Here is an 18,493-nt window from a genome sequence, read left to right on the forward strand (position 1 = left end):
ACGGCGATGGTACTGCACCCGGAAGGGTGTGGGAGAGTAGCACGCCGCCGCACCCAAACCTCACAGGGAGGGGACACCACCAGCGTGCCCCCTCCCTTTTCCACATACCCCAGACACACACGGCGGACCCGGCACGGCGGCCGCCGGAACAGGCCACGGACCCCACGCCGGCAATGACGCCACGACACACACGCCCGACCCTACCCCACGATAACAAGTTACTCCGGACTACCCACAGAACCCGTCTGTGAACAGGCAAGTGCGGCACCGCACATGCGACGGGCCCACACCACAAAACAAACCGGCCACCCCAGACAACCCATCAACACAACCAGTTTGGGAGATGTATGCGGCAATGCCCCTTGCGCTGGGTACTTGCAAAACCGGCGTGTGGGAGCACCGATCAACTTGCGATGCCCAATGAATAAGCCTGTCGAGCAGACTACTGCTGATAGGAATCCCTAGGTCGGTGGGGACAAAATTAAATTCACTCTGGGGGACGGCTGAATATCTGCTTTGAGTTGTATGATGGTATCCCATATGCAATCGTAAGTATTTGCAATGAACACTGACGCGGGTGGGGATTAATGAACTTTTATGATGATAACCAGGTGATGATTCGCCTCATGGTTTCGCACCGAATATGAGCAACATGGGCGGGTTTCGTAGCCGTCACGTATCCCATCGCTCCACATCTGACCGGTCATCTGTTTCCCTTCTGCCTTGGACTAATGGTTCTGTTCTTGATAACATCTGCACGGTTATTGTGGTGATATGCCTGATACTCGGCGGACTCGTCAACGCCGGTGTCAAAAAGCTTTCTTCAGCTCAATCCCGCGATAGGACTGTCACCTATACACAAGGCTCGCCATCGTCTCGGCCGTCATCCAGCGGTTCTACGCAAAACCAACAGCAGCCGACTGACTCAGCGTCTTCAGATTCATCGGATTCGACCGGAATCATCGGCTACCGGTATGGTTCATGCGACCAATACCGTCAATACATCAACGAAATCAAAGCCATGCATGACAAGCACCATGCCATGCCGGCAGCCCAGATCAATGAATATGTCAAAGCGCTTCCGAACGCCTAATCAGCGATTGATTCATGGCTCAAGGCCTTAGATCATATGCTGGAAGCAACGTCCTACGGTGATGCGAGACGCTCCATGAACCGCAACGATGCCACGGCATACTACACGGCGAAGCTCGCCGACTGGCATCAGCTTGAATACGATTTTAAGATTCACAAGTCGTACAACATCTCAATCCAGACACATACCACGGCGACCGGCTCCTATTTCGAGATCGTCCTTACCCAAGATGACAGCCATCACGCGCCATCGCCTCAACAATTGGACAGTATCGAACAGCAGATCGCGTCTTTCCGAGGACAGACAGGGCAGAACGGCACCTACCTACAGTCGGGTGAACAAATGCTGTCAATCGTCGGTCCGTATGCCGACTACGATTTCCAGAGCATGGGCAACTACTGTCCTTCAACGCAAGCGGATCGGTACGCATTTGCGGCATTTCGCGAAGGGAAAGCCGATACCAACTTCGTCAACACCGGCCATGAGGCGTACCCGTACGTCGTTCGCTCGACGCAGTATCTTGACGAGCTTCGCCATGAAATCGCCCGTTATCTGGTGTATTCCCGTTGCGAGACATCCGTTCCGCCGCTTCATGTCGAGAACGAGGGCATGACGAATTCCTACGCGGTAATGTATCTGGGGACGAACCGCGACACCTTGAACAGCATCGGTGCAAGTTTCCCGGAATATGCGATGAATGCGCAGACCGACCAGGCGGCGGCTTCAGCGCACGCCGGAACGTGCGTGGTCGACTGACGGCATCAGTGATGAATCGTCTGCTGCTCACCACGCAGACTGGAAGCGGACTGCGTCTTCTCCTGTCTCCTCCGTGATGCGTTGCCATCTACCATGCGATTCCCACGCGGTTAACCATTCCGTGCGTCCACAATCCAGTGCAGTTTTTCAACCGTGCATATCTATGAGATCATGCATCTTCAATCCTACATATCGATTGTGCATTCTAAGTACCGTCCGGTTTCCATATATTGTTTCTGCGTACTGTTTCTGCAATTGCGCCGGTTGCCGCGCAGCACTGTCGTATCCACAGCGCGGACGAGTACGATGAAAGCATGCGTCGTTGCGAGGGAGGCATGCCGATGGATGGCGATCAATCGAGAAAACAAGCCACGGGACGCGTGGAGGACACTCGGGACAAATACGGCTTGAATCTGCGCGAATGGACGAAACGGCATGAAAAGAGCGTCGCCACGCGCCTCAATCAAGGTGAAGATCCCCGTCGACTGTTGGATTGGCATGAGCGCAAGCTCGCATGGCTGCAGCATGAGCGGCTCATCCATTTGGGGTCATGATGATCACCATCGCCGTGTTCTTGGTCGCGCTCGCCTTCATGGTGCTCGTCCCCTCCACGATTCCTGTGTCAACCATCATCTACCTGGCAATGCTGGGACTGCTCATTGGGTATATCAGGTATTACTTCTTTCTGGAGAATACGGTCCAGCATTGGTATCGCATCGCAGATGACTTGCATGAGCGGGTCGAGATGTTCGACCGGTCCACAGCCGCGCCCACGCACGAGACGCATAACGAAGCGTGATCGCAGTGAGTGACAATCTGCCTGCGGGTGCAAGGCAGCCGACCGAATCCGGCGATCGCATCGACGGAAACGACGCTCGGCAAGCCGCCCATTGGATTGCCGAAACGTTGGAACGGCTTTCCCGTTCGTCATTCCGGTCATCATTCACGTTGAGTCCGCACGACGCTGAATATGCGAGGCGCAAAGGGCGTGAACTCATTGACCGGCATGCGCATGAGATGCTCGCTCAACGGGTTGGCGCTGCCCAGCCTGCGAAAGACGGGAGGCAAACGCCTTGGCGCGGCCATCCTGTGTTCACCGCCCAACACGCCACCGCATGCTGCTGTCGTGGATGCATCGAGAAATGGCACCATATTCCGCGGGGCAGAGAACTGAGTGCTCAGGAGATCAACCAACTGGCAGGATTGATTATGGCCTGGATTGACCGCGATCTTGCCGCGCACCCAGCGGCGACAGGGGAGCGTGACGGATGGGCGGCACCGCCCGAGAACCCCAAGGATGCCGGCGTAGAACAAGGTGGGGCAACACCGCAACTGCGTCGGCACCGAAACGCTGCGGGGCATTCGGGGAGGAGCGGACGACATCCGGGTGATCGGCACGCCGACGGTGCATCCGGCTTCGTCCAAGGCAAGCTGCTGTAATAATTGCAATATGTCAGATGGCTTTCAGCAGGGCTGCAGGGAAGATACGGCGTAAGCGCAACGAAAGGAACGCAGTACGGTTATTTGATGGTCTGGTCGCGGCAGCGTGGCATCGTGACAGCGCACGTCACAGCAACGCGACGAGAACCAATGCAGCCACATAGACGGCACAAGCCGCACAGAACACGCCATCGCGGGCGTGCATTCGCATCTCATGCCAATGAGTCCGATGGATGCCTTCCTCATAGGAACGTGCATCCAAGGCAAGACTCAGATTGTCGGCATGCCTTAGCGACGCGGCGAACACCGGCATGATGATCGCACACATCGCACGGCACCGCTGAGCCGGGGAACCGCTTTCGATGCTGCCGCCGCGGGCCGCTTGCGCTTGGGCGACGGAGATGATTTCCACGCGCAACGTCGGTAGGAACCGCAACGCCAGACTCAGTACCAGCGCTATCTCCTGGACATGGATGCCGCATCGTTTGAGCGGGGACAAGAGGGATTCAAACGCGTCGGTCATGGCCGTGGGCGTTGTCGTCTCCACATACACCGCGCCGAGAATAATCACCAGAGCGAAGCGGCAGGCGTAGATGATTGCCGTGTGCACGCCGTCATCAGTGATAGGCACGGGACCGATATGGGCAAGTGGTGTGCCTGTGCGGACGAAGAAGATGTTCAGCGCACCCGCGAACACAAATAGGAACAGGAACATGTGGATGCGCGCTAGCAATTGAAGTGGGCTGATTCGCGCGGCGGCGACGATACCGGCGGTCAGGATGGCGCCGACGGCCAGTTGATATGGTGAACTGATGGCGAACGCCGAAAACATGAGCGTCAGGAACGCGACCACTTTCACCCTGGTGTCAAGCTTGTCGATTGCGGAACGTCCGGTGCCGGTTCGCCGGGCTTTGGAAGGTTGGCTATCCGTGGTGTTGGCAGATGGAATCGCGGGGATATCGTCTGATGATACCGCCGTGTATGCCGCCGATTGCAGTGTGTCCGTCGGTTTCTGGCCGTCTGCCGATTGCGGGGTTACCTTCTGCCGGGCGTTTGTCGGAGACTCAAGCACCAGCACGCGGTCGGCAACAGCGCGTGCCTCGTCGATGCTGTGGGTGACCAGCAGCACCGTAACCCCGCGGCGGTGCAGATCAGCGAGCAAACCGCGGATTCGTGCGCTCGCCGTCTCATCCAGACTGGCCGTCGGCTCGTCCAGCAGCAGCACATCCGGATGACAGGCGATAACCCCCGCAATGGCTGCAAGCCGCTGTTGTCCACCGGACAGGCTGAACGGCGAGCGGTCGCGGATATCGCCAATATGCAGCAATTCCAGCGCTTCATCGACACGTTGCGCGACTTCCTGCTCGGAAAGCCCCAGATTGCGCGGGCCGTACGCGACATCCTCGGCCACCGTCTGTGCAAACAACTGTCGTTCCGGATGTTGCATGACCAGTCCAAGCCGGTGTCTCAACTGGACTCGTTGGGCGCGGGACAACGGGCGCACCCCCGACCTGGGCTTGACCAGCCAAGTCATCAGCCGGGACTTCAATCGTTCAGCCGGTTGCGTCGGTCGCCTTTCGTCTGCGTTCCCAGTGCGCCTGTAATCTGTGGCTATAGGGATGCCGTCGATGGTGATATTGCCGCTGTCGGGGCACTCCAAGGCGGCCAGCAGCCTGATCAGCGTGGTTTTCCCTGCTCCGTTGGTGCCCATGAGCGCCACGGTTTCGCCGGAACGCACGGAGAAAGTCAACCGATGCACGCTGGGGAAGGTTGCGCCCTGAGGGGTGAAGGACACATGGTCCACGCTGATCGCGGGTGCCGGGCGGTGTGCGGCAGGGATTTCCTCGGCATCGGGTGAACCAGTGCCAGACTTGCCGGCGGCATCGGTACCGGCGGTCATGGGTGTCGCCGCGGCGAGGGACATGGTCCCCTGCGCAGGCGACGTGCCGGACGGCAACGGCGTACGTCCGTCGATTGAACCAGGGTGCAGCCACGTGACCGGCATGCCGCTTGTTTGCAGCAGATGACGGAAATCATCCTTGGCGGGATGCTCTGATGAATTGGAATAACCATCCGGGGATGGCGTTGCAACGGTGGAATCGTCGATGATCCGCCCTGCGCTCATGGTGATGACACGTTGACCGCGATGCGCTTCATCCGCATGATGGGTCACATGCACGATGGTGGCCCCCCGCCGGTGAAGTGCGTCAAGGATGTCAAGCACGCCGATACGCGCATCCTGGTCGAGCATTGCGGTCGGCTCGTCGAGCACCACCATCGCAGGATTCATCGCGATGATCCCGGCGATGGCGATGCGCTGCTGCTGGCCGCCGCTCATCGTCGTCGGATCATCTTCGATACGCGCCATCATGCCGACCGCTTTGAGTGCATGCGCGACCTGATCGCCGATGCGCGGGCGGCTCATCCCCAGATTCTCCGGTCCGAAGGCCACATCGTCGCCGGTGATGGTCGTGACAATCTGATCCTCAGGATTTTGAAACACCGCGCCGATATCATGTCGGGCGAGCCGGTACTGGTCGGCATGCGCGCCCGCGGCATCGAATACCGGATGCCCGTCCAACGTGATCACACCCGAATCCGGGGCGGAAAGCCCTGCAAGAAGCCGGGCAAGCGTTGATTTTCCCGAACCGTTGGCCCCCACGATGCACACATATTCACCGGTGTGGATATCGAGGTCCACCCCGTCGAGCGCCCAGTCGTGTGCACCGGAATACCGGTAGCGAACACGGCGCAAGCTCGCGGCAAGGCCCTGCCTGTCGTTCGCGTTTGCATCCACCTGCGCCGAAGCCGGTGTCGATGTCGCGACCGAATCCGGGGCGGGGGAGGAAAACCGGGAGATGTTCATGATGATGTGCAGTATCCGTATCTTTCGTGGGAGCAGGGGTGGTGCGTCAATGGAGTTTATCGATGATGTGGGAATCGAAGGTTCCGGGAACGAGACGCATGTCTGACCGTTCGACGCTCATGGCCACCGGACGGCCAGACCTGCGTGTTGGTCAGCGTGCCGACTTGTTGAGCAGTTCAGACACCGGCTTGTAAATCAGGAACGTGACCACGCAGTTGATCGCGTACTTCGCAAGATTGAACGGCAACAGCGCCGGTACAATCAATGCGGCGACCTGGGCGACGGTCATATGCGCGTACATCGGGGTGATGACCAGATTGCCGAGGATCGCAAGCGCGAGTGCGACAATCGCGCCGACGACCAGACCGAGCACCGCACCGGGACGGGTGTGCATACGCCGGTAGATCACTGCTGCCGGCACAGACAACCCGATCGCGACCAGCCAGGCCATGAGCGTACCCCACGGGCTGATGAACAGATGCGGGACGAACCCGAGGATGCTGACAATCAGCGCGGCCGCAGGACCGTAAGCGAAGCCCGCGACCAGCGCGACGATGCCCGACGGATCGTATTTGAGCCACGGAACACCCGGAATCAGCGGGAATTCAACGAAGCTCAACGCCATGGACAACGCCACGAAGCATGCGTACATGGCGATGCGGCGGGTTGACCAGCGGCCGGAATCGCCGACGCCGGTCGAATGGGCGTCTTTCGGTGACACGGCTGCGTCGGCCACGGGTGTGGCTGCTGGCGCGGTTGCGGGTGTGGCCTGGGAATCAGCTGCGGTATCAGTAGGCTGGGCGCTTCCTGGCAGATCATCATTCTTGACAATGGCGCGTACATGAATATGGGTATGCGAAAAGATGCTCATCTGAGCTCCGTTTCTTCCATCCGGACTGTACCGTTGGCCCCGGATTCCCACCGGATCAGCCGCTTGCGCGGGTCGCGGGCTTCGACATGGAACGCCGCCGCTCAATGCGGACGGCTTGTCGTTACCGCCAGTAAGGAATTTCACCTTCCCTGAAACTTACAGAAATCATAAATACCGTATGACGGCAGCAAACGCAAGTCAATGCTCGATATTCGGCGTTCGGCGAGGGTAAGTGCAAGAATGGTGACCATGACACAATCACAGCACGCCAAGAAAGCTGTCATCGACAAGCTGGCCATTGTCATCGTCACCTACAAGCGGCAGAAGCTGCTCGCGACACTGTTCGATTCGCTCAAGGCGCTGACCGTCGCGCCGTGGCGTATTGTCGTCGTGGACAACGAACACAGCGAGACCACCAAGTCGATGGTCGAAGATTTCAGCGCCGCGGTCACCGCCCAATGGGGGCAGACCATCGCTGACACGGAAGGCAACATGAACCGTGTGGTGTACTTCCCGCAAGAAGGCAACATCGGTGGTTCCGGCGGTTTCAGCAACGGCGTGCGCAAAGCGTATGAGCTCGGCGCCGAATGGTTCTGGGTCATGGACGACGACGTGGCGGTGCTGCCGGATGCCATTGAGAAGCTCGCTCCATGGACCCTCCATCACGACGTGATCCAGGGCAGCCGCAACGATTATGACGGCGGTCCGTTCTACTGGCAGTACCATTTCATCGTCCCGCTGGGCATCCCCGATCCGATCGCCCCGGCGGCGTTCGGGCCGCGCGGCTACCGGCTCATGAACACCATGTGCTTCGAGGGCGGGCTGTTCCGCCGCAACATCGTCGAGAAAATCGGCTTCCCAGACGGGCGGTTCTTCATCTACTGGGATGACACGATGTACGGCTATCTTGCCAGCAAAGTCACCAATCCGATCGAAGTCAAGGACGTCATCATTCGCCGTACGCGCGATATCGACAACTGGAATATCGCCGGGCTGCGGCAGTTGAACTCCACATCCGATATGAACCGGTACCACATCATGCGCAACCGCGGGTATATGGCGCGGTATTTCATGGTGTACGGGGATTATCGTCCTGCGTTGTTTGCGCTCGGTACGGCTGCCACCGCAATCAAGGAGGTCATCCGATTGGTTGCCGTGGATAAGGGGCACCTGCGCAGTGGGCTGTCCGCTATCGCGCGCGGCTGGTGGGATTCGCACAAGTTGCTGCATGATCCCGATTGGCGGCCGATGCCCGCGCTAAAGTGAGGAGCGAAGTCACGTTTGCAATTCGATTGGCCGCGTGTCGCCCGAAGACTTGGGAACAATGATGAAAGCGTTTGCAGGTTTTCGGCGTGGCGCGGCCTCATTCGGTCAGGGGGCGCGGTACAATCGCCGTACCGGTTCATACACCCCATCACCTCATAGGAAGGTCAAAGATGATTGAGACAGCACAGGCTTTCGGCGTTGACATCGGCGGCTCCGGCATCAAGGCGGCTCCCGTCAATTTGGAGAAGGGTGAGTTCGCTGAACCGCGTCTGAAGATTCTGACCCCGGAGAAATCCACTCCGCAGGCCGTTGCAGACATTGTGCGTCAGCAGCTCGAACATTTTGAAGTTCCTGAGGACGCGCCGGTCGGTATCGCGTTCCCGGCGCCGATCAAGCCCGGCAAGCCGCTTGATTTCATGGCGAACCTCGACCAGTCCTGGATCGGCGTGGACGTTACCGAGGAGTTCTCCAAGGCGTGCGGCCGTCCTGTGGTTGTCGTCAATGATGCTGACGCGGCGGGTATCGCCGAGCAGCAGTTCGGTGCGGCAAAGGGCCAGGACGGTCTGGTTATCGCGACCACGCTTGGCACCGGCATCGGCACCGCGTTGATTTACGACGGTGTGCTCATCCCGAATACCGAGCTGGGCCATATCGAACTGCAGAACGGCAAGGGCGACGCGGAGAAGTACGCGGCGTCGTCCGTGCGCGACAAGCTCGACATGAGCTACAAGAAGTGGGCGAAGCGCCTGACCAAGTACTACGGCCTTATGGAGAAGTACTTCAACCCCGATTTGTTCGTGGTCGGCGGTGGCGTCAGCCGTGTGAGCGAGAAGTTCCTGCCGTACATCGATATCAAGACCCCGATGGTTCCGGCGAAGCTGCGCAATGAGGCAGGTATCATCGGTGCCGCCTACTACGCCAGCGTCAAGGCCGCTAAGGCTGCTGAAGCCGCCAAGTAACAGGTTCTGCGGCGAATCCTGGTCCGGAGCGGATGAACGCATGCGGTTGGGATGTCGGAGGATGCTGAAGCATCGGTTGTGGTCCGTCCCGAGATAATCGGGGCGGGCCACAACGCGTATTTGGAGGCGGTTTGGGCGGTTCGTCGGTTTGGGTTGGTGATTGGTTTTGCCGGTTTGGTTTGGTTGGTGGCGTTACGGTCGGTTGGTTCATGGTGCGGTCGGTTGGTTGGCGGAGTTGATGGAGTTTGGTCGTTGCGGCGTATTGGCACCATGGTGGTGAATGAGAGTTCCATCTGGTTACGTATGCGGTGCCATACGCAACCATACGGAAGGCGCAGAGGAACGATACGATCGCTTGGCGTCTGCCGGCTTGTGCATGCCCGGGCGTACACAACGACGCGTTATCGGTATATCAGGGCCCCCGGGCGCTTGCTTCCGTCGCACAGCGTATGTTCTGGCACACTCGCGATTGGGGGACCCGGCCACATGACAAACCCGATTGCGTCCCCTGATACCGACGACATTACGGAGTTCTCTGATGCCCTAGCGTGTCTTGTAGTCGCAACGTCCGTTGGGATGATAATCAATGCCTTTGGTTCTCTTTGCCGTGGTTGTGTGAGGATTGGCTCGCACGATGACCGGTTGGTTGGTTGGGGAGGGGTGATGTGGCGGGGTTTGGCGGTGTTGTGTGAGGATTTGCTCACATGGTGGAGGTGCGGGCGGCTTTGGAAACGACGGTTTGGCTTGGGCATCTCTGCGAGGCGGAAGTCTGGCGGCGCTGACTTCCACGGGGAATCCTCGCTCGTTGCCGGCCATGGCCGTGATGAGGGTGTGCGCTAGGATGGTGGCGTGCGATTTTCATCACGAGTAGACATCAGCGCCCCGAATGCCATTGCCCGGGCGGAGCAAGCCGCCAAAGAGGACGGCATCACGCTTGACAAACTCAACGATTCGAATCCGACCAAGTTCGCGCTCGCGCCGCAATCCTTGCCGACCGTCTACGCTGCGCAACCCCGCGGCCAATTCGAAGCCAGGCGACAACTGGCCGGTTTCCTTGCTGATAGACGCCGCCGCGAGTCCACGTTGCCTGACGCGCAGCCGGTCGATCCGAATCGTCTGTATCTGCTCAGCTCAACCTCACAAGCGTATTCGTGGCTGATGAAACTGCTGTGCGACGCCGGCGACATCGTGCTCGCCCCCAAGCCCGGATATCCGCTCATCGAATCGATTGCGGCGCTGGAATGCGTCCAAGTCATCACGTATCAACAGCGTTTCGACGGGTCATGGATCATCGATACCGCGCAACTGGAATCCCTGCTGAACGGCCCGCAAGGCGCGAAAATCCGCGCGTTGGTGCTGATTAATCCGAACAACCCGACCGGTTCGTACGTCAAGCCCGAAGAGCGTGAGACGATTGTGAGGCTATGTGCCGAGCATGGTGTCGCCATTATCGCCGACGAGGTGTTCTATGATTTCCCGGTCGAACCGTTCCCCGGCAACGCACGCTTGGCGGGGGAGCCACGCGTGCTGACTTTCGCGTTGGACGGATTGTCGAAAACACTTGCAGCCCCGCACGCGAAAGTCGGGTGGATCGAGGTGTCCGGCCCCGAGCTTGATGTCGCTGAAGCATTGAAACGACTTGACGTGATCGCCGACGACTATCTGCCCATGAGCGATATTATCGCAGACCGTCTTCCCTCGTTCCTTGCCGAGGCGGCGCAACAGACCGCACGGGTTAGCGATCGTGTCCAGACGAACGCCGGAACCTTGCGTCGTATGCTCGCCGATGACCCCAACGGTCTGGTATCGATGCTGCGTATGGAAGGCGGCTGGAATGCTTTGGTGCGAATCCCCTCGGTGCTTGACGAAAACGAAGTCGTGCTGCGGATGATCCGCGACCATCGGCTGACCGGGCAGCCTGGCTACTTCTTCGACATGACTTCCAACGGGTATCTCGCGGTTTCGCTCCTACCCCAGCCGGATCGTTTCGAGCACAACATCGCCGCGATGCTGGATACCGTAGCGGCGATGCTCAAGGAATAGACGAATCCGGCGAGCATTCAGCGAAAAGTTAGCGATTGTTAGGCTATCGTCCGCGAACGGAAATCCCAAGAACTTGGGTGGCAAGAACCCAAGTTCACTGATATCAGGCGAACAGTGGATCAAACTGCGCGAACATCGCAAGCGGCGCAGACGGCATCGCGTGTGCGAATCATAGACTTACGCGAGCGGGCTTAGTCTTACACGCGATCGCGCATGCGGCGAATCAAATCAGTATAGGCGGTGACCGCGTCTTGGGGGCTCCCGTCGAATACAATACGTCCGCCGTCCAAGAGCAATGCCCGGTCAATCGCGTATTCCGGTCTGGTGATCATATCCGTGTCGTGCGTGGCGAATACCACTTGACGGTCAAGCGCAAACAGGGCGCGCGCCACGTGGGCGGTTCCGATTTCGTCAAGTCCCTTCGTCGGCTCGTCGGCGACCAGAACCGCAGGATCAAGGCATAACGCGGCCGCGATGGCCAGCAGATGACGGTGCTCACTGTCGAGCGCGTCCGCCGGCCTGTCCCGCCACACCGACAAATCAAGCTGCGCCAACAGCGAGCCGATACGCGCCTGACGCTCCGCATCCGCGATGTGTCGCGCCTGCATATGCGCGTCAAGCGCCTTCGCGATGTTTTCGCTGCAGTAGAAGCTGTTCGGAATCTCTTCCCGTCGCACACAACCGATTAGCTGTTCGACACGTTTGCGGTCTTTGCGGGAGCCGGGGTGCAGCGTGTGCTCGCCCGCGCAGATTGTGACCGAACCTGAAGTGGGGGCGAGCGAGCCATCGAGCAGTTTCAGCAGTGTCGTCTTGCCTGAGCCGTTCAGACCGATTACCGCGGTGCGTCGTGTGTCGAGGGTCAGGGTCGTATCGTGCAAGCCCGTGTTGCCATCCTCATACGTGTACGAGGCCTGTGCCAACGTGAACGTCACATGGTCGGGGCGGGGCGTGTCATTCCTGCGCGAGAACAATCCTGAGAAGATACCCATACCAGTCATCCTAGCAGCGAGAACCAGGCTTGAATCCGCGCGAAAATGTCCGGGGCCGAGCGTTGCAGCGAATCATCGCGGCCGGTGACGAAACACGAGGCGAGAAGGAACAGGATGCTCGCCAGCAGGAGCATCATGATCAGGATGCGCCTGGTATCAAGCGCGAACCGTTGCCAGCGTCCCGTCATGCGAACGTCTTGCAGCGCATGTGTGCCGGTGCCCCCCGTGCCGCCTGTGACCCCTTGTTCGGGCAGTTCGCCGAGCACCCACAGCAGCCCCGGCAGGCTTGCCAGTGTGATGAGCCACCCGAAATCGCAGATATACCGCCAGCCCAACCCGGCCTTGAACGCATCGACCAGCATGATGGCGATGCCGAGCATCAACATGCAGGAGAACAGCGCGCCGAATCGCTCACGACGATGCCGACACAACAGCGGAATGAGGAAGGCCAGCAACGCCATCGGACACATGGCGAACAATCCGGCAGCCATCGGCTCAGCGAACCCCCAATGTGGCAATGGCGTAGGGTTGATTGCCACGAACGGGAACGTCGATTGCAGTCGGGGCGGCAGCAGCAGATAATAGCCGATGATCCAAGGGATATTCGCCACCGGTTCGCTGTATGAGGTCATGTCGTTGACGGTGATCTGATACGAATTGCCGAAATTGAACAGCGAGCCGAAACGTAGCGCGTTGCAGACGCACACCGGAATCACCACCGCGATTGCGGGCAGGATCACCGCCGCGGGGCCGGCCCATAGTTGACGCGTCGCCTTGCGTGCCCTCATCAATCTCGCCATCTGCCTGATTTGCCGCCAGAACATGGGGAAGATCAGCAATGCGCTCAACGCGAAGGTCGGGCGGCACCCCGCGTTCGCCGCGATGCAGGCGGCGCCGCAAGCCAACCGTGGCAACGACAATCCGGGGGCGTCACCCACATACCACAGCCGGCGGGAGCCTTCCGGACGTTCAGCTCCCGCCCACAGCCACAATCCAAGCGTCGTGAACATCAGCGAGGCGGCGATCGGCACAGAATAGAAGTTCGTGCGAAGCCACAGATACCCTACGTTCGAACCCAACAGCAGCGTCACCAAAGCCATGCTCATGGCGGCCACCGAGCAATTGGGGGCAACACGCCGCAGCATTCTGATCGTCAGCAGCGAACCGAACAGGACGAATCCGAACAGGAACACCAGCACCGCGCTCGCCGACGGCAGCATGGCCGGCATGCCGTCTATCACGTGCGACAGCGCCTGATAGGGCACGAACAGAATAATCGCCGGAATCACACCAAAATACGAGTACCAGTGCCCGTGATAGAACGCGTAATCCCAATAAATGGGAGATGCCCCCGCGTCCAACAGACGTTCCCTCAGGGCGGGATCATACGGATTGGCACTCTGCGCAAACGTTGATGATACCGGCAGATCAAGCCAGACCCTGCCTTGCAGAAGCGCATCGGCGATATGACCATACTGGTCGAAATCGTACGTGTACCCGTTCGGGGCTTGGAATACCAATGGTTTCCATATGGTGGCGATAATCGCCGCGCCGGTGAGCGAAATCACCCCGACAACCGCCATCACCGCGAAAAAGGCCAAGCGCTGGGAGGCGCTCGCCGGGTTGACGCGAATGCGCCACAGCGCCGAACGAGGCCGCCAACAGGCGATGAGGACGGCGATGGCGGCCATCACGGCGACGCGCAGCCAATCGACTTGGAACGCGACGCGAACATTGGGACGGACCGCGAAAATCGGAACCTGGGTGCCGGTGGGAGCCTGAATCCACAGTTTCACCGTATGCTGCGCATCTGTGCGCAGATACAATGAGCGCGGCCGGGATATGTCGACCAGCGTGGACGAGCCGGCGCGGCCGTCCGAATCAAGACGGACACGAACGACGGATACGATGTGGGAGCGTGTCGTCCCTGTTGCCTTGGTGACTTGCGCCAGATCGAGGCGAACATAGTGTGAACTGCCGTCCACAGGTACGGACAGAAACGCCTTCGTCTGATCGGTCACTTCCAGCGTGCCGGAGGCTTCACGCACCAGTCCTGAGCCCATGGTGTTGAGCGTGGCGGGTGAATCGGTGCTCGCCGCCACGCCTGTCCAATACGGCAGGTTGAACACCACGCATTCGAGCACGGCGATGATGAGTACGGATATGAGGGCGAACCGCGCCGCCGGATGGGACCGGCCGCGGCGGACAAGAGGTTCGTGGACAGACAGCACGGTTTTATTCTAAGAGCAAGACCACCCCGCCATGTCTGCGCGCATTGGGACAATCGCCGTATGACACGATTCAGGAAGCATACGGACGCACACGGCAGCCAGCCGAAACCATCGATGTTCGCCAAGCTGAAAGAATCGATTCGCCATTCGGTATTCGGCCAGTCGGATGGCAACGGGCACGGCTCATCCGCGCCGGCGAATCCCTTCGGACGGGCGCTGTCGAATCCAGACAATGTGGTGGACGAGCTGAGCCGCCACGCCATCAAACTCACGCCAATCGTCAAGCGCCGGGTCTACGAGGGCCTTTCTGGTGTGCCTGAGGGATTGCACCTTGGATGGGCGCAGTTGCCGCAGACACGCGGGCGGGCGTTCTCCTTGGGCATGTTCATCGGGGATGATCGTTTCGCCCAGATCGCGCTCGCCGACGATCGCGGCCGTGTATTCGCCGGAACAGACCCGACGATGGATGTTCAAGGCGCTGAAATCCGATTCATGTTCAGCAAGGACGGCGAATCGCGGTTGCCGGACCATACACGGCTGGGAACAGGGGCTCGCGCGCAGGCGTCCATGGGCGTACGCGCCGGCGATTTCCTGCGCGGTGTAATCGGAGGCGAGCGCAACGGCAAATCCGAGGTCGATGTGCTGCAAGGCAGCATCGTCGGGCGTGGACAGGACGGGCGGATGATGTGGCTCGCTTCGTGGATCAAACGCAACAACCGCTATACGTTGGAACAGTTGCGCGCGGAGCTCGACCCCCAGATGCGTTGCGACCTCGAATACCGTGACGCCATCGCGATTGCCTTCTTCACCGCCTATCTGCTGCCCCAGATGAGTGGCTTGCTTATCGGCTTCGGATCGGGCAATATCTTCCGCAGACTCAACCGTGAGGCCCCGATGGGTGCAATCCGGCGCAGCGTCCGCGACACGTTGGAAGCGCGGGCGCATGGCTTGCGCTCTTCCGGCCTTGAAGACTACTTCTCCGACCTTATGCGGGAGGCCGGAGCGCTTCAACCGGTCGCCGGTCTGGAGGCAGTTCATGGCGCCGAGCCGCTGCACCTGTACACTTCGAGTTTCTCGGGGAGCTATTTCTTCAGTTGGGATTCCTCGCTTGAATTCTCGCCGGCGCTTGCATCCTTGGTGATTGAAGGCGGGCTCAACCGTTTCGCCGCCGTCAGCGCGGTGTTGGAACGCAACGCGAGAGTCGGACAGCAGCCGATCGAAGACAATGTCACCCGTGCACAGGCGGCGCAGCTTGATATGGCGTTGCTCAACGATCCCGCGCTCATCGCCCTGCGCAGCGACGACCGCACGCCGTTGGATCCGTTGCATGACGACGGTATCGCCCCGTTGCACACCATGATGCGCATCGCGCGGGATGCCGCCGAGCAGACGGCCCATGATTTCCCCGACCCGACAGGGCGTGCGATGACGGGCGCCAAGGATGCCGCGGGGTCCGAATGGGTGTACCGCCAGACGTTGTCGCTGCTGCTGCGCAGCATGCGTCTGCCCTTCCGATTCGACGTTGATTTCCGCACGAACCTGCATGACGGCAACGTGGCAATCGCCTTCACCACGGCGGGCGCCGCGATGATGCCGAAAAGCCGGTACAGCGAACGCCGGCATGACTGGGTGAAACTCGAGGAGCATGAGCGCGCCGCGATGAGTGCGGCATACAACCTGCGCGTCGGTCTGATGATGGCCGGTACGGCGTTCGCCGTGGACACACGGGTGCGGCAGGTGTCCGTGACCATTGATTCCATCGGGCTTGAGGAGGCGGTCGCCGAACAGGACAGCGCCATCGCCAAACTCATGGGCGAGGCGCTTAAAGCGTTCGAACGCATGCGCACCCAGGAGCCCGGAGCGGCGATGGGCGGCAAATCCGCGCCGAAGGACGGCGATGTGCACGGCGATCCGTCGCTGGCGTCCCCCAAGCCGGGAGACGGGTCGCATGATGCCGCTGATTCGCATGTGGGCGAGGGGCGCATTCCGGCCGACGGGCTGAGTGCGCAATCCTCGTTTGAACACGGCGAGGGGTATGGCGAGGGTCAAGACGAAGGTCATGGTGCGCCGGATAATGCTTTGAAATCCGCGGAAGAGCAGGAATTCGAGGATTTGATGCAGGGCGCCGACATCGACGAAGCGGTGTTCAGCGTTCCGCAAGGCAATAACGAGCGAGATGGGTCCGGAGCTGAATCCTTCACCATCGCCGATTCCGGTTCGACATCGAGCACATTGAACGCTGCGAACGGGGCTGCCGGGCAGGACGGGTCGGATGGATCCGACGACCGAAACAGTTCGCTTGGGCAGAATGAACCGAACGAATCGAACCGAATCGCGGGAAGCGCCGGAATCGCGGGCAACGCCGGGAACGCCCACACGGGCAAACGCGGCGACGACCCGCTGGAAGCCCTGCGCAGCAACCCGACCGTACGGCATATGGTCGCGGTCACGTTCAGCCGGGACGCTTTCTTGGGCTATGTACACAATCATGGGCTCAACGACCCGGTCACCACGTACCGCATGTTCGATGCGGTCATGTCGGTCGATTCCGATGGCGCGCTTGAACCGGTGGACACCGACCTTGATTTGCGCGACGCCAAGTTTAGCCCGCTCGCCTCGCAGCAAGAGCCGGAGTTCTCGGAAGCCCATTTCGGCCCCCAGACCAGCCGGGTTCTGGGATGCACGGATGCGACCGGATTGTCCATTCAGCGAGTCGATCTACTGCAGCGTGCCGTTACCGATTTCCATCACCTCGCCTCGGATGACAGCATGCCGTCGGTCGCCAAAGCGCAACACGCCATGCGCATCGTCGAGCATATCGGCGATCCGGAACTCTCCCAGCTCGCCCCGCAGGTCGGGGCCGCGCTGATTGACGGCAAGGACACCCCCGACTTCGATTTCACCCTCGCCAAACGCTTGGATGCCGAACGTGTCAAAGCGCGAGACCTGCTGTTCTCAGGGCAGCCTGACCAGGCGATCGAGGTCCAGGAAGCGGCGGTCAGTCGGGTCGACACATTGTTTGCGCAGTCGAAAGGCGTGCCCCGATACTTCAACTCCTACGCGGAACGGGTGGTGTACAACCGCCTGTTCGCCACGGCGGGGGAGCGCACGGTCTTGATTCCCGACAGCCTGTTCTACGCGCATATGGAGCTTGCTGACATTCTCTCCCAAGTCAAGGGGGCCAAGGCGTCGCTGAAGCATCTCAACGCGATGGTCTCGTACGCGCCTGCCTACCCGCTGTCGCATATGCGTTTGGCGGTGCAGCTGGCCAGGGACGAGGATTGGGATTCCGCACGCGCCGCCTGCCTCAACGCGTTGCGGGTCGCCCTCGACCGGGCTGATGCGGCGTTCGCATACTACCGGTTCGCATACTCCGAATGGATGCGCGACCGGTTCGACACCGCTGCCGCCGCCTACCTTATGGCCGCCCATATCGCTCCTGGACAGTTCTCCACACTTCCTGCGGAGTTGGATGAGCTCATGGAACGGGCACGTTCGCAATGCATCCCCGTGCCGCACGATGTCGTGGATGCGGCGACGGTGCTGACTGAACATGATTTGCCGGTGTGGCCGCACACCGAAGTCGAACCGATTGTGCGTCAGGCCGCGCGGGTGTGCGTCGACAACAGTATGTTTGTGCCCGCCCGCACGCTGTCCATCGCGGATGCGCGGTTGAACGACGGGCAAAGCGACGGTATCGATATGGCGCAGGCGCAGTTCCTCCGGTCCTTGGACGCATGAACCGGTGATGTCGCGGCGATGCCGGCGCCGATTGGCGGGGTACGACGCGCGCATTGAAATCGGTTGCGTGAAGCGTCTGCGTGAAGCCGGCACAAGGCGACACACAGCGGCACGCGGTGACGCGCGACGAAAAACGCTAGTGGCGACGTGCGGCGGAATCGGTGACCGCCTCCCCAAGCCGGGCATCATCATGCGCCCATGGTGACGGGCTTCTACTATCATCGAGTGCATGGAAGCG

General features: G+C 60.1%; 12 protein-coding genes, 1 pseudogene and 1 riboswitch. Of the genes and pseudogenes, 9 read left to right on the forward strand and 4 right to left on the reverse strand.

Annotation, left to right across the window (positions count from 1 at the left end; genetic code table 11):
* Positions 1-643: 643 nt before the first annotated feature.
* From ACTQYB_RS05820 to ACTQYB_RS05840, 5 genes and pseudogenes are all read left to right on the forward strand, one after another.
* The gene (locus ACTQYB_RS05820; RefSeq protein WP_441482114.1) at positions 644-1,093 is read left to right on the forward strand and encodes a hypothetical protein; all 450 of its coding nucleotides are present in this window, start codon (positions 644-646) and stop codon (positions 1,091-1,093) included.
* A 36-nt stretch (positions 1,094-1,129) separates the two neighbouring features.
* Positions 1,130-1,849 carry a hypothetical protein gene (locus ACTQYB_RS05825; RefSeq protein WP_441482115.1) on the forward strand — a complete coding sequence of 240 codons (720 nt, stop codon included), beginning with the start codon at positions 1,130-1,132 and terminating at the stop codon, positions 1,847-1,849.
* A gap of 341 nt (positions 1,850-2,190) precedes the next feature.
* Positions 2,191-2,403, forward strand: coding sequence for a hypothetical protein (locus tag ACTQYB_RS05830; protein ID WP_441482116.1), 213 nt, complete (start codon positions 2,191-2,193; stop codon positions 2,401-2,403).
* Complete coding sequence (locus tag ACTQYB_RS05835) at positions 2,400-2,648, forward strand: hypothetical protein (protein ID WP_033507291.1); 249 nt, start codon at positions 2,400-2,402, stop codon at positions 2,646-2,648. Before ACTQYB_RS05830 ends, ACTQYB_RS05835 begins: the two co-directional genes overlap by 4 nt.
* Before the next feature lie 59 nt (positions 2,649-2,707).
* Positions 2,708-3,094: pseudogene (locus tag ACTQYB_RS05840) on the forward strand (DUF4186 family protein); the annotation flags it as partial.
* A 322-nt stretch (positions 3,095-3,416) separates the two neighbouring features.
* Here the strand turns inward: ACTQYB_RS05840 and ACTQYB_RS05845 are convergent.
* Positions 3,417-6,155 (reverse strand): energy-coupling factor transporter ATPase, encoded by a 2,739-nt coding sequence (locus ACTQYB_RS05845; protein ID WP_441482117.1) that lies wholly within the window; start codon positions 6,153-6,155, stop codon positions 3,417-3,419.
* Positions 6,156-6,306: 151 nt separating this feature from the next.
* Positions 6,307-7,026, reverse strand: a complete 720-nt coding sequence (locus tag ACTQYB_RS05850) for an ECF transporter S component (RefSeq protein WP_441482118.1) — start codon at positions 7,024-7,026, stop codon at positions 6,307-6,309.
* A 4-nt stretch (positions 7,027-7,030) separates the two neighbouring features.
* A riboswitch (FMN riboswitch) is annotated at positions 7,031-7,187 on the reverse strand.
* A gap of 88 nt (positions 7,188-7,275) precedes the next feature.
* On the opposite strand from ACTQYB_RS05850, the gene ACTQYB_RS05855 reads away from it, so the two are divergent.
* The 3 genes from ACTQYB_RS05855 (at position 7,276) to ACTQYB_RS05865 (ending at position 11,294) form a co-directional block, all read left to right on the forward strand.
* A complete protein-coding gene (locus ACTQYB_RS05855; RefSeq protein WP_033507293.1) occupies positions 7,276-8,292 on the forward strand; it encodes a glycosyltransferase family 2 protein in 1,017 nt (338 codons plus the stop codon).
* Positions 8,293-8,462: 170 nt separating this feature from the next.
* Positions 8,463-9,251: a polyphosphate--glucose phosphotransferase gene (gene ppgK / locus ACTQYB_RS05860; protein WP_033507295.1), complete on the forward strand. Its 789-nt coding sequence runs from the start codon at positions 8,463-8,465 to the stop codon at positions 9,249-9,251.
* An 849-nt stretch (positions 9,252-10,100) separates the two neighbouring features.
* Positions 10,101-11,294, forward strand: coding sequence for a pyridoxal phosphate-dependent aminotransferase (locus tag ACTQYB_RS05865; protein WP_441482119.1), 1,194 nt, complete (start codon positions 10,101-10,103; stop codon positions 11,292-11,294).
* A 197-nt stretch (positions 11,295-11,491) separates the two neighbouring features.
* Here the strand turns inward: ACTQYB_RS05865 and ACTQYB_RS05870 are convergent, their stop codons facing one another.
* Entirely contained in the window at positions 11,492-12,283 is a 792-nt protein-coding gene (locus ACTQYB_RS05870; protein WP_441482120.1) for an ATP-binding cassette domain-containing protein, read from the reverse strand.
* Positions 12,284-12,288: 5 nt separating this feature from the next.
* Complete coding sequence (locus ACTQYB_RS05875) at positions 12,289-14,514, reverse strand: glycosyltransferase (protein ID WP_441482121.1); 2,226 nt, start codon at positions 14,512-14,514, stop codon at positions 12,289-12,291.
* Positions 14,515-14,574: 60 nt separating this feature from the next.
* Here ACTQYB_RS05875 and ACTQYB_RS05880 point away from each other — a divergent pair, with 60 nt between their 5' ends.
* Positions 14,575-18,255: a tetratricopeptide repeat protein gene (locus tag ACTQYB_RS05880; RefSeq protein ID WP_441482122.1), complete on the forward strand. Its 3,681-nt coding sequence runs from the start codon at positions 14,575-14,577 to the stop codon at positions 18,253-18,255.
* Positions 18,256-18,493: the final 238 nt, after the last annotated feature.

The sequence above is a fragment of the Bifidobacterium sp. LCP19S3_E9 genome (assembly GCF_052121135.1).
In the GTDB taxonomy this organism is placed as follows: domain Bacteria; phylum Actinomycetota; class Actinomycetes; order Actinomycetales; family Bifidobacteriaceae; genus Bifidobacterium; species Bifidobacterium thermacidophilum.

Excerpts from the sequence above, each read along its gene's own strand:
- ACTQYB_RS05850 (WP_441482118.1), bottom strand. The coding sequence starts at position 7,026 with ATGAGCATCTTTTCGCATACCCATATTCATGTACGCGCCATTGTCAAG.
- ACTQYB_RS05870 (WP_441482120.1), bottom strand. The coding sequence starts at position 12,283 with ATGGGTATCTTCTCAGGATTGTTCTCGCGCAGGAATGACACGCCCCGC.
- ppgK (WP_033507295.1), top strand. The coding sequence starts at position 8,463 with ATGATTGAGACAGCACAGGCTTTCGGCGTTGACATCGGCGGCTCCGGC.
- ACTQYB_RS05825 (WP_441482115.1), top strand. The coding sequence starts at position 1,130 with ATGCTGGAAGCAACGTCCTACGGTGATGCGAGACGCTCCATGAACCGC.
- ACTQYB_RS05845 (WP_441482117.1), bottom strand. The coding sequence starts at position 6,155 with ATGAACATCTCCCGGTTTTCCTCCCCCGCCCCGGATTCGGTCGCGACA.
- ACTQYB_RS05880 (WP_441482122.1), top strand. The coding sequence starts at position 14,575 with ATGACACGATTCAGGAAGCATACGGACGCACACGGCAGCCAGCCGAAA.
- ACTQYB_RS05835 (WP_033507291.1), top strand. The coding sequence starts at position 2,400 with ATGATGATCACCATCGCCGTGTTCTTGGTCGCGCTCGCCTTCATGGTG.
- ACTQYB_RS05855 (WP_033507293.1), top strand. The coding sequence starts at position 7,276 with ATGACACAATCACAGCACGCCAAGAAAGCTGTCATCGACAAGCTGGCC.
- ACTQYB_RS05830 (WP_441482116.1), top strand. The coding sequence starts at position 2,191 with ATGGATGGCGATCAATCGAGAAAACAAGCCACGGGACGCGTGGAGGAC.
- ACTQYB_RS05820 (WP_441482114.1), top strand. The coding sequence starts at position 644 with ATGAGCAACATGGGCGGGTTTCGTAGCCGTCACGTATCCCATCGCTCC.